The organism is Coprococcus sp. AF102-57, assembly GCF_027686195.1.
Taxonomy (GTDB): Bacteria; Bacillota; Clostridia; order Lachnospirales; family Lachnospiraceae; genus Allocoprococcus; species Allocoprococcus comes.
Window position 1 is genome coordinate 26,733 of record NZ_JAQCSY010000001.1, and the last position, 12,039, is coordinate 38,771.

At 36.8% G+C, this 12,039-nt stretch carries 12 protein-coding genes; 2 read left to right on the plus strand and 10 right to left on the minus strand.

The features are described 5' to 3' along the window. Nucleotides 1-46: 46 nt before the first annotated feature. Both PGZ10_RS00180 and PGZ10_RS00185 read left to right on the plus strand, forming a co-directional pair. Nucleotides 47-223, plus strand: coding sequence for a hypothetical protein (locus PGZ10_RS00180; RefSeq protein WP_167541534.1), 177 nt, complete (start codon nt 47-49; stop codon nt 221-223). 89 nt (nt 224-312) lie between these two features. Continuing rightward, entirely contained in the window at nt 313-1,821 is a 1,509-nt protein-coding gene (locus tag PGZ10_RS00185) for a recombinase family protein (protein ID WP_015553871.1), read from the plus strand. A gap of 127 nt (nt 1,822-1,948) precedes the next feature. Here the strand turns inward: PGZ10_RS00185 and PGZ10_RS00190 are convergent, their stop codons facing one another. From PGZ10_RS00190 to PGZ10_RS00230, 10 genes are all read right to left on the minus strand, one after another. Continuing rightward, nucleotides 1,949-2,614 (minus strand): hypothetical protein, encoded by a 666-nt coding sequence (locus tag PGZ10_RS00190; protein WP_270246710.1) that lies wholly within the window; start codon nt 2,612-2,614, stop codon nt 1,949-1,951. After that, nucleotides 2,605-2,778 (minus strand): hypothetical protein, encoded by a 174-nt coding sequence (locus PGZ10_RS00195; RefSeq protein ID WP_270246709.1) that lies wholly within the window; start codon nt 2,776-2,778, stop codon nt 2,605-2,607. The genes PGZ10_RS00190 and PGZ10_RS00195 overlap by 10 nt, the downstream gene beginning before the upstream one ends. Nucleotides 2,779-2,927: 149 nt before the next feature. Next, the gene (locus PGZ10_RS16920; protein ID WP_442872539.1) at nt 2,928-3,113 is read right to left on the minus strand and encodes a DUF6462 family protein; all 186 of its coding nucleotides are present in this window, start codon (nt 3,111-3,113) and stop codon (nt 2,928-2,930) included. Nucleotides 3,114-3,239: 126 nt separating this feature from the next. Beyond that, nucleotides 3,240-3,614 (minus strand): hypothetical protein, encoded by a 375-nt coding sequence (locus tag PGZ10_RS00200; protein ID WP_270246708.1) that lies wholly within the window; start codon nt 3,612-3,614, stop codon nt 3,240-3,242. 111 nt (nt 3,615-3,725) lie between these two features. After that, entirely contained in the window at nt 3,726-5,324 is a 1,599-nt protein-coding gene (locus tag PGZ10_RS00205) for an ATP-binding cassette domain-containing protein (protein WP_270246707.1), read from the minus strand. After that, the gene (locus PGZ10_RS00210; RefSeq protein WP_270246706.1) at nt 5,321-6,925 is read right to left on the minus strand and encodes an ABC transporter ATP-binding protein; all 1,605 of its coding nucleotides are present in this window, start codon (nt 6,923-6,925) and stop codon (nt 5,321-5,323) included. The genes PGZ10_RS00205 and PGZ10_RS00210 overlap by 4 nt, the downstream gene beginning before the upstream one ends. 12 nt (nt 6,926-6,937) lie before the next feature. After that, nucleotides 6,938-7,501, minus strand: coding sequence for a hypothetical protein (locus PGZ10_RS00215; RefSeq protein ID WP_270246705.1), 564 nt, complete (start codon nt 7,499-7,501; stop codon nt 6,938-6,940). Between the two features lie 49 nt (nt 7,502-7,550). Then, nucleotides 7,551-8,069, minus strand: a complete 519-nt coding sequence (locus tag PGZ10_RS00220) for a radical SAM protein (RefSeq protein WP_270540421.1) — start codon at nt 8,067-8,069, stop codon at nt 7,551-7,553. Between the two features lie 349 nt (nt 8,070-8,418). After that, nucleotides 8,419-10,194, minus strand: coding sequence for a helix-turn-helix domain-containing protein (locus PGZ10_RS00225; RefSeq protein WP_270246703.1), 1,776 nt, complete (start codon nt 10,192-10,194; stop codon nt 8,419-8,421). Between the two features lie 335 nt (nt 10,195-10,529). After that, a complete protein-coding gene (locus tag PGZ10_RS00230) occupies nt 10,530-12,035 on the minus strand; it encodes a peptide MFS transporter (protein WP_330674199.1) in 1,506 nt (501 codons plus the stop codon). Nucleotides 12,036-12,039 lie beyond the last annotated feature (4 nt).

Here is a 12,039-nt window from a genome sequence, read left to right on the forward strand (position 1 = left end):
TGGGAAAGGCTGGCATATACACGCACTTTCGCAAAGGAGGTTTTCAATGACGCAAGCTGTCACTTATGAACGAGAAACAAAGTCTGTCGCATTTCAAGGGAAGATCATTGTGCTGGAAAGCCTCACGCCGGTACTTCCCCCGAAGGAGAAAGAACAGCGCAAAAAAGAAATTGAGCGCTGTCTTTTTGAGGTGTTCAGCAAATATGGGGACAGATTTCCCTAATCATTCGCAACATTGTTGTCCGGGGCTGCTGATGGTATAATATAGTTGTAAGGTTGGTAGCTCCATTCCAACAAGGAAAGGAGCCCAATATGGAATTTATCAGAGAAGATTGTATTTACGCAAGACAGTCAGTAGACCGCAAGGACAGTATCAGCATTGAAAGTCAGATCGACTTTTGCAAGTATGAATTGAAAGGCGGGAGCTGCCGGGTATTTAAGGACAAAGGCTATTCCGGTAAGAATACGGACAGACCGGAGTTTCAAAAGTTGCTGGGCGAGATCCGCAAAGGAAAGGTCCGGCGGGTCATCGTGTACAAGCTGGACCGTATAAGCCGCTCTATTCTGGACTTTGCAACGATGATGGAGCTGTTTCAAGAGTACGATGTGGAGTTTGTATCCTCCACGGAAAAGTTTGATACTTCGACCCCGATGGGCCGGGCCATGCTGAATATCTGCATTGTATTCGCCCAGCTTGAACGTGAGACAATTCAGAAGCGTGTCACAGACGCCTACTATTCACGGTGCCTGAAAGGCTTCCACATGAGCGGGCAGGCGCCATACGGTTATCAGTTAGAGCCTACTGTGGTAGAGGGTATCCGCACAAAGAAAATGGTTGCCGACCCCGTAGCCGCCGACCATGTTCGGCTGATGTTTGAAATGTACGCTGAACCGGAAACCTCCTTCGGAGATATTACCCGATACTTCGAGGAACATGACATAAAAATTTATGGAAAATCCATGTTCCGTACATTTCTTTCCCAGCTTTTAAGAAACCCCGTTTACGCACAGGCCGATTTGGAGCTGTACGAATTTTTCAAGAGTCAGGGTGCAGCGATTGTCAATGACGCTTCTGACTTTGCCGGAACAAACGGCTGCTATCTCTATCAGGGGCGGGATGTGAAAGAGGACAAGGACAGGTGCTTAAAAGACCAGATACTTGTTATCGCTCCCCATGAAGCACTCATTTCCTCTGACACATGGCTGAAATGCCGGAAAAAACTTATGGCAAATACCACCTTCCAGCAGGGACGGAAACCGAAGAACACTTGGCTGGCCGGAAAAATCAAATGCGGGCATTGTGGGTATGCTCTGAAAGCCACCCATGTACCAAACAGCACCGGATATTTCCGCTGTACCAAACGGACGGAAAACAAAGGCTGTCCGGGCTGCGGGAAAATCCGCAAAGAAGAATTTGAGCAATTCATTTTCTCGGCCATGCAGGAAAAGTTCAAAGACTTTCAGATACTCCACAGCAGAGAGGAAAAAGTCAATCCGAAACTGACCGCCTATCAAGTGGAGCTGGCACAGGTGGAGGCAGAAATTGAAAAGCTGCTGGATACGCTAACCGGAGCCAATGCGACCTTGCTTGCCTACGCTAACAAAAAAATTGAAGAACTGGACACCCGACGCCAGACCATTTCAAAGGCAATCGCTGAATTGAGCGTTGAAACCATATCTCCCCAGCAGATAAAGAAGTTATCCTATTATCTCGATAACTGGGACAGCATAGATTTTGACGACAAAAGAAAAGCCGCCGATGGTTTGATCTCTACGATCAAGGCCACCAGCGACCGTGTTCAGATAGAGTGGAAAATCTGACATTTCCGCTCTATCGCCCCTCATTTCTATTTTATCTTGTTTGTACCCCTTGTACACCGATGTTTACATTGTTTTCGAACTTATTGTGATTGTATCATTATCAGGAAATGTATAATTATGCATACATTCAATGCATTTTTTCTTCCCGTCTGTTCATTATTGATGTAATTCGCTTGCATTCCCGTTCAGCTTGTGTCGATAAATAATAGTTACCATATTGTGTAGTAAATATTAGTTCGGGATAATCTTTCAGCAGCGAATTATTTACACCCCATTTTTTCTTCAATTTCCGTTTATCTGCGTTCTGTTTTTCTCGCCAGCTTTCTAATGCGTCCGCTACAACTTTCAGCAAAGGAACTTTCCGTACACTAGCTGCTTTTTTAGGGGTTGTAATTTGCACTGTGTAATAATGTTCTTCCAATTTATTACCATGCTCATCATAGTATATAGGTGTTCGATTTAATGTTTTATAGACGTCTATATAGCCTTTTTCAAAATTGAAGAGAATTCTCAGTGTAACTGCTTTTTCTAAACAGGAATAGATTACAGAAACAGAACTTTTGATTGTTGATATCGTATAACCTTTTTTGTAAAGGTCATTTATCATGTATTGGATATTTGTCATTTGTATATCCTTTAACTTCATGTAACCTATGTATTCTTCACAACGCCTGTAAGAATTTAAATAATTGGAGATTGTTGTCTTTTTTAAACGGGTGATCATGTAAAGACTCATCCACTGTTCAAACCATTGATTTAGTGTAATCTTTTCAGTTTCTATTTTTAATCCCAAATTTCTTTTTTGTATTGTTTCTTCTTTTTTATTTCTTTTAAATTTTTTGAATATAGGTAAATAGGTTTTCCATATCCTCTTTGATAAATACAGGCTTGATAATAGCCATCTTTACGTTGGATAATACCCTTACCTATTTCTTTTCCTTTTAAGTCCTTTCCCATGGCAATCACCTATCCTTTCTTTCTAACTCACCAGGATAGATATTGACCGTATCATCTTAACAAATTTTAAATTGCTTTTCAAGATATGAACCGAGAATTTGCTTTCATCCAGCACCGGAAATCCTACTTTCAATGATTACGACAAAATCCTAGTGAAGTCGAGTTTGTGCATCGATCCATTTCTCAAGTTTTTTTCTATGGATCAAGACTCTTTTCCCAATACGGACTTGAATATTTAATTCATAAGCAAGATTTCTCATGGTCTTTTCTGATATGCCAATTAATCGGCTTGCTTCCTTTACGGACATATAGAAGCTTTCCGTTATTAGGTACATTCGTATCGACCAAATAATCACCTCCTAGTGTTCTGAAAAAACCACAAACAGTATGGAAGATTCATATAAAAAGGACCGTATTCCGGTCCTTAGAATAATAGGGAAATAATTTTTGTCATTCCATAATCAATTCCCCTGTATACTGCTGCCCCGACAATGGCGATCATCAGAACAGCAAGGGTATTTATAAACGTGTTCTTTAGTGTTGGATGAATAAATACACCGATCGTGGGCAACCTCAATTGCATTAAAGATAATCCCTGTATAAAAGTAAGAATATACTATGATAAGTAACAGATAAATGAGGGCTCCTGCGGTATAAACTGGCTCTTTGCTGTTAAACTGGCTGTATTGATCACTTTGATAAATGGTAGATCCTGTTTTCCAATTAAGCTCGCAACGGATAATTGATTTTGCATCAGAAGGATAGGATACAATAATGTTAGCGGTCAAAATTAAAGAAACCCCGTTTCCAACAAAATAATCCTTTTTATCACTCATTTTTTTCCAATATAAGATTAGGGTGCCAAAAGATACGTTAATCTTATATTGGAAAAAATATCTCACCTGCTTTTTGATTCATGGGGCGGCCTCCCTTCATATTTTAAATTTCTATTCTCCCAAATGATATACCTTATCAAATAGCGGAAGATTTTCTTCTTTCATATGATGTGTAATCAGGATCAATGTCAGATTTTTGCATGCCAAAAGTGCCTGCTCGATTACCATTGCATTTTCAGCATCAAGCGCAGATGTGCCTTCATCGACAAATAAAATCTGTCTGTCATGGGCAAGTGCTCGGGCTATGGCAATCCGCTGCTTTTGTCCTCCGGAAAGATTTTTCCCATTTTCCCCTGCTTTTGTTTCAAGTCCATCCGGGAACTTTTTGACTTCTTCTTTTAAAGCACTCATTGCCAGAATCTCTTCCAATTTTTCTGCACTGACGCCATCACCCAGAGTAATATTATCATGAATGGATGTGTCAAAAAGGAATATACTCTGCTCTATATAAGCCATCTGCTCGTAAAAAGAATTTACATCATATGAGGAAAGTTCTTTTCCGTCATATAAGATCTTTCCGTTATATCCTTTCAGCTGACCAAGCAGCAATTTCAAAAGAGTTGTTTTACCACAGCCACTCTTTCCAACAATCGCATATTTTCCACCTTTTTGAAAGATAAGGTTTTGTCCTTTCAGGACTTCCTGCTCGCCATAAGAAAAGGACAGATTCTCAACTTTGATTTCCTTTTGTAAGGAAGGAAGTGCTGCTTCTGCCTTCGGTTCTTCGTCAGCTGATTGCATTTCGGCTTTGGCAAAATACGGGCGTGCTCCAGCCATTTTCAAACGGTAAGAAATAAGTTGTCCAAAAGAATTTCCGACCTGGTTTGTCAGATTGATACTTCCAAAAATAACCTCCGGTGCAATGATACGTAATACACAAAGAACAAATGTCAGCATGTTGATCGCATTGATTCCGAAAATGCTGATTACCATTGCCTTATAGCCTTCTTTTCCTTGTTTTTCAGCGAAATTGCATCTTTCCTTTTCCAGTTCATCACCAGAAGCGTTAATTTTGCTTTCGAAACGCTTGGCAAGTCCAAAAGCCTGTGTCACAGGTAATCCGGCAATCTGTTCTTTGATTCTGTCAGTATATTTTTCCGTTGCCGCTGATACTTTTTTTGAATACTCCTCTACCTTATCGCCAAATATCCGGCTTGTATAAAGTGAAATCACGGAAACGACAATTGTCAGCAGCAATATTTCCCATCGGATAAACAAAAGGGAAATTGCTCCGAGGCTCAGCTGTAACGCCTCTTCCATACAGCTGTAAAAAATCTGGAATCCCTGGTTTTCCGCTTCGCGAACATCATTTGTGTACCACGATAAATACTCTCCGGTATCCGTAGCGGAAAGCTTTTCAAAGGAAGTTCTCATGATCCGATTACTGATATCGTTTCGAAAATCCTGATTCATTTTCGCGATGAGATAGGTTTGATATTTATTTTGAATATAGAACAAAATACTGTTGCCAAAAATCAAAACGGTATTGCACACCACCGTGATCAGGACCATCCGGAAATTCCCTTCCATGACCTGTTTACCGATATACATCTGCAAGAAAGCGTATCCGGTCGACACTCCACTTGTAAGAACTAAAAGCAGAAAAAGAAGGAAGTTTTGCCATTTATATTTGATCAGATATTTTTTCATGCGCTCACCTTCTCTCCAAGATGATATACCTTTGTGTATTTTTCTATTTCATTTTTATCTAGATGATGACTTACCAAAATCAGCGTAATATCCGGTTCTTCCAGCAGAGATTCCTCAATTATTTTTGCATTCTCCTTATCCAGAGCGGAAGTTCCCTCATCCATGATCAAAATCTTACGGTTATGGATAAGTGCCCTGGCAACAGCAATCCGCTGCCGTTGTCCACCTGAGAGCTTTCTTCCGTTTTCTCCAACATCTGTATCCAAACCATTCTCAAAAAGCCTAAGGTCTTTATAAAGCGCACTATTTCTTAAAGCCTCTTCAATCTGTTCCTCTGTGAAATCCCCTCCCAGAGTTATGTTTTCTCGAATAGTTGTGTGAAAAAGAAATACATTTTGTTCAATGTATGCCATCTGGTCACTGAATGATTTCGGGTCATAAGCACACGCATCCGTCTGATCGAATAAAACTGCGCCTTTATTTACCTGTAATTGTCCCAATAATAATCTGAGAAGCGTTGTTTTTCCACTTCCACTCTCTCCGACAAGGGCATATTTTCCACCAATCTTGAAATCCATATTCAAATGCTCAAAGACTACATGACCTGGATAAGAAAACCCAAGGTTTTTGATTTCGATTTTTTCCTTTACCGGCGGTAATGGTTCTTTTTTCTTGTCGTTCTTTTCCTGATAAATGATTTTATCGAAATATGGTTTTGCTCCTGCAAAAGCAATCTTAAGTTCTGAAAGAGAGAGTATTGCATCTTTTACCTGATATGTCAGGTTACCTCCACCGAAAAAAATTTCAGCCGGTATGATCCTAAAGGCACACATTCCAAAAAGGACAAGATTATTAATCAATCCCGCCAGTGCGTTTACCGCTTTCATTTTTAGCGATGCTTTACCCTTACATTTTACATAGCGGTATCTTTGATTTTCCAGTTGCTCTGATGCCTGGCCAATCCTGTTTTTGAAATCCTTTTGATGTCCGAAGTATTTTAGAACAGTTACCCCCTGCAGCTGTTCTTTTACAATCTGTGTAAATGATTCCCATTCATCGGATACTTTCTTTGATTCTTCACTCACATCTCCAGGAAAAAAATGAGTATATAAATATACCATTCCTGTTGTCAAAACAGTGCACAGAAGCAGCTTCCACTGAATCATGGCAAGTGTTACCGTTCCTATAATCAGTTTGATGATTGCATCAACAGCATTATAAAAATTTAAAAATCCCTGATTTTCCGCCTCTTTCAAATTGTTCGTATACCAGGAAATATATTCTCCGGTGTCATTCTCTCCCAATTCCTGTGTTCCTGCTGCCAGAATCCTACGGTTAAGATCCCTTCTCATATCCTGATTCATGCGGGCAATCACTTTCGTCGTATGCACATCATTTTTCCAAAACATGAAATGCAGAATCAGATAAATAACGATTATCAGCAAAGAACAGATAACTATTCCCTTAAAATCGCCATCCATAACCAGCCTTGCCATCCGCATAGTGATAAGTGTACTTGCAAGCAACAGCAGGTTTGTGCAAATCAGCTCTAAAATAATGAGCAGATTCTGGAATTTATATTTTTTTAGATATGTTTGCAATTATTCTCTCCCTTAAAAATCGTTTAATGTAGTTTGTGTAAAAAAACTTTGGTATTCATTACATTTATACGTTTTGTCAGTTACTTTTTTTAGTGGGCACATTTTATTTAAACAAGTAAAGATTTTATTACAAGAATAACAATCTTTTGCAATATTATTATCAGACCATATTTTATTTTTCTCTTCGTTTATGTGTAAGTATCCATGCGAATCTAAATATCCTACTTCATTCGCATCTAAATCAAACGCAACTGTACATTTTTGCACCTTTCCGTTTGCTCGAATTGTATATCCATTTTTATATGATGCATAACACATTCCTCTACCTATATCAAGATTTTTTTCAATTCCATTGTTATCACATCTAATTCTAAGTTTATCTATATATTCAACATGTTTTTGTATAAGCAACTTTCCTTCTTTTTCGGACAAGATATTTTTCGTATCAATATCTCCACCTAAATTTCCTACTTGTCGCACAAGAATTCCGAAACGTTCGTCATCTCCATATTTTTCATCTAAAAATTTATACCATGTAAAATCGGAATTATCTGCATAAATATTGTTTCTAATCATTATATTAAATTTATATATATCACTAGGCAATCTATGTATGGCATCTAAATTAATTTGTTGTCATGGAAAATGAATACTTTTTTTCACAATTAAGCAATTTTTTGACTTTTTGATTGATTCTTAAAATTGTTTTTTTGCACAATGTCGGTTCTCCTCCAAACCAACTAATGCTTATATGATTATATTGATGATAGCTATTTTCTATATATTTTTCCAACCCTTGTATAATGTCTTCATTCATAACAATATCATCATGATTCTCATAGCAATATGCACACCTAAAGTTACAAGATTCTGTCGGCATTATAGTTAATAACAATATTTCATTGTAATGCTTTGTTAATGTTGAAGTTATTTGTTTGATTTCATATTCATTCAATAGCATTCCTTGCATATTTAACTCTTTTTCTAAAAAAGAATGTAAACTCTTGCAGCCGTTCTTTTTTAAACTATAATACTCTTTTTTAAATATTTCATCTGATAGTTTAATTTCGCTATCATATAATGTTGATTTTAATATAATATCATTCTGTTCTCTTTCTTCAAGACATCCAACTATATAGTACATTTTTATTCCTCATTTTTGTATTTTCAAAATAGTAGCTTTCCTATATGCTTTAATAAAATGTGTGAGTTTAGTCATATTATATAGTAATAACCAACTCACACATTCTATTACTTATTAGTTTCTGCATTGATTACCACAAGCACCTGGTCCACAATTTCCATTTGTAGCCATGTTAACATGTTTAATTCTTTCAATCAAATTATCATTCTTTTGCTTGAGAATTTCCATATTTATACACCTCCTCCTTTGTTTGTTAGAATTAAATTATCATTATATAATGTATTTTTCTACGATATCTGATAAAATATTTATTTCAACAAATGTCATAGACTTTTATTAACTTATAAGTTTATCTATCTAAGTATTTCATTATCAGTTCATATCTTTTATAATTTTTCATTAAGAATAAAATATCAGCAGATAAATTAAAATAGTACTTACACTCTGCCTTATTCTCTTGCTCTAAGGCACACGCCATAGTGGATAATGCCCTTCCAAGATCGATTCCTCTACCTATTTCAAGGGATGTTTTAATACGATTTTTTGTTAATTTTATTGCGTTTTGAGGCTGATTATTTATTTCTAAAAAAGAAGCCTGATTAGACATAACCAAATCCCAATCCTGCATACGAAAAACCACTTCTAACTCACTTTCATCAAGATTACGCAATATTTCTTCATATATTCCAATTCCCAAATCGATATTTCCGTTCTTTGAATATATGATGGCTATCTGATTTAATAAATTGATCTCATATGAGGTAAGTGTATACTCAAAAATATTTTCCACATTTACTGTTAAATTTAAAATTTCATATAAAAGAATTACAGCTTCTTCATATGAAAGAATTCCATCACGTAATTTTCTCCGGAGTACTTCACCTAGAATGTATTGTTTATTTTTTAGAATTGTTTGATCTAAATCTTCTTTTAATTCTTCTAAAATCAAATCCGCTTTATCATATTCTAAACGATAAACATATGTTGAATATTTTTTCTTTTTTTCTAACACGTTAAAATCAGTTATAATCTCAGTGTCTACTCTCCTTCCTTCGCGATTTAATTTCAATAACAATTTTTCTAAATTTTTTTGTGTTGGACAGGTTACGCCCCTCTCAATTCGTGATAATGTTTCTCTCGTACAAACTTCTTCACTCATTTTTTCTTGTGACATTTTTTCTGCAATTCTATTCTTACGTATTATTTCATAATCCAATTTAAAATCTCGGCTTATTTGTTCAAATAAACGCAATTTATTATAATTGATTTGGTATATTTTCCCAATTTCAATCAAAGATTTTCTAGCATTTATGAATCGAGTTAAATCACTTTTTTCTGTAATAATGTTATTATACTTTTCATATTCTTTAATAATCTCTGGCAACAAAAATAGCTTTCCTTCATCTCTTAATAATTCTATTGCCTTTCTAAGAATAAGTACTATCTCATCATTGCTAAAAATAGAAGAAGGATATTTTGCTGCCAACAAAGCAGCATAAGGATATACTCGAGCTAATTCTTCATGATCTACAAAATGATATTCCGAATATGTTAAAACATCTTTTATTTCTTTAGTTGCTTTTCCTTTCCCTCCTTCGTAACTTATCTCCCAATAAAACAAGATTAAATTAAGTTCATCCGAACTTAGCAGAGAACGATTTTTTGGTATATCTGTATCAAATATTGTTCTATGAATAGCCTGCTCACACAAATCTATTATTTCATTAAAATCTTTTTCTTCCATCCATGCAATTTGAGCCTTTTGCATCTCGATAAATTGTCTGTGCAGAGGTTCTTTTGATTGTTTCAAACTTTCATATTCATTTAAATAATACTTTGCCTTATTAAGTGATCTAGTTGCAACATTTTTCTCTATGTAATATCTGAGTTTATAAATCTCATAAGCTTCTTTTGAAAGCACGTATTCAAGCTTTGTAGGTGTTTTTCCAAGTCTGGAAAATAATCTATCTATTTGAAAAAAGTTTAACATAATCTCATCCGATTCAAATTTCGACAATTCTGAAACAGAACATACACCTTTAGCGAGTTGGTTTAATGTGTATTCTGATTTTACTCGCAAATCAAAAATCATTCTTCCTATTCCGCTTTCTTTTACTTTAGCCATCTTTCACCTCATCTCTAGTGGATAAAGAGTAATCTTGAATCATTTGTTTTTTAGTATAACATAACTGTCTTTTCCCGTCATTATAGAAGAGAGCTTTACTTTTATTTCCTCTTTTTCGATTACATTTCCTTCCCCGTTCTCCACATAAACCCAAGAAAAGCCACTATGCCTCACAGGCTTGCTCTTTTTGCACTTAGGACACTCCTTTATTGCAAAATGTTATAGAATTATAAAATCCTTGCCGGACATCTCTGCCTGCCAAGGATCTTTTTTTGATACTTTTTATTATTTCTTCTTTAAGAGGACATTTATTTGATTTATTCTCGAGAAACTTCCTACGCTTCTCTTTCCATTCCCATTCCTTCTGCAAGCTTCTTGCTGAATACAAGTACAACTGCACCCAGAATCGCTACCACCGCGCCGATTCCGATGAAGAACGGCACTTCGCTTCCTTCTTTATAGAAGTTAACGAGGATCATGTTAAGAGCAGCTCCTACTGACTGAGACATTGACCATACAGTCATCATCTGTGTTACAAAGGCTTTTGGCGCTGCTACTGCTGTGATCGAATATCCGATCGGGCATGTAAATCCTTCAGCAAACATCAGTACTGCATAGAACAATACGATCCACCATGCATTTACTTTTGCATCGCCTGGGTAGATGATATAAAGGAGTGCAATGATCATTGCGCCAAGTCCCCACAAAATCGTTCCGAATCCCATCTTTGTTGTTCCGAATGGCTGTTTCTTGCCAAGTTTTGTCCAAAGCATAGTAAGGAAGCTACCAAAGCAAACCGCAAAGATTGCCGGGATTGTCTGGAAGGAAGCTGCCGGAATTTCTACTCCGAAGATCACACGGTTTACTTTTTCTTCATAGAAGATAGCAAGGATTGAAATTGTCTGTGTCCAGATCAAAAGTGTAACGGCATTACAAATAAATGGCGGAAGCAGACAAAGCACTTTCTTTTTCTCATGCTTTTCTGTCTTCTTGCTTGAGTAGATGAAGACAAGATAAGCAAGCGGGATAAAGATAGAAATAGTACTTACTACGTTTGCAAAGGAAGATATTTTCAGCTTTCCTGTTGCAAATGAAACTGCTAAAGCTGTTCCTACGATAGCAACAACAATAAGCATTTTTACAACGAAAGAACGTTTCTTATCTGCCGGAAGCGGATCATCCGGTTCCAAACCGATATTTCCGAAGAATTTTTTGTAAGTAGCAATATAAGCAACAGTACCTAAGAATGAGAGAACTGCTGCTAATGCGAATGCTGCGTGGTATCCGCATTTCGCTGCAATTACACCCGCAAGAGCCGGAGCTGCTGCACCGATGTTGGAAATTACGTAAGAAATTGTGAAGGCACTGTCACGTCTTCCATCGTTCTCATCATAGAATTTACCGATCAGAGTTTCGATACATCTTCCTGCGAAGAGCGAACCGAATACCATACATCCCATAGCTGCTGCATATCCTACTACCCCAAGTGGAAATGCAAGTAAAGTATAACCGATAAATCCGGTAACTCTGGCTACAAGCAGTGACCTACGACATCCAAGGATACGATCGCAGACATAGCTTCCGATGATGGTTGTCATTCCGACTACAGTTGCGTATAAAGAAATCAACTGTGCTGCATCCGCTTTATCGAATCCAAGACCTGCAGGTGCATTTGCATACAGGTAATAGATCATTATAGCACTCATTGCGTAACTTGAAAAAGATGAACAAAGCTGTACAAAACTGAGAGTCCCCACTCCCCTAGGCTGACCTAAAAACGCGGTCTCCTTTTTTAAGGCTTCATCATATTGATTCATTTTTATTTTTCCTCCAAATAACATATAC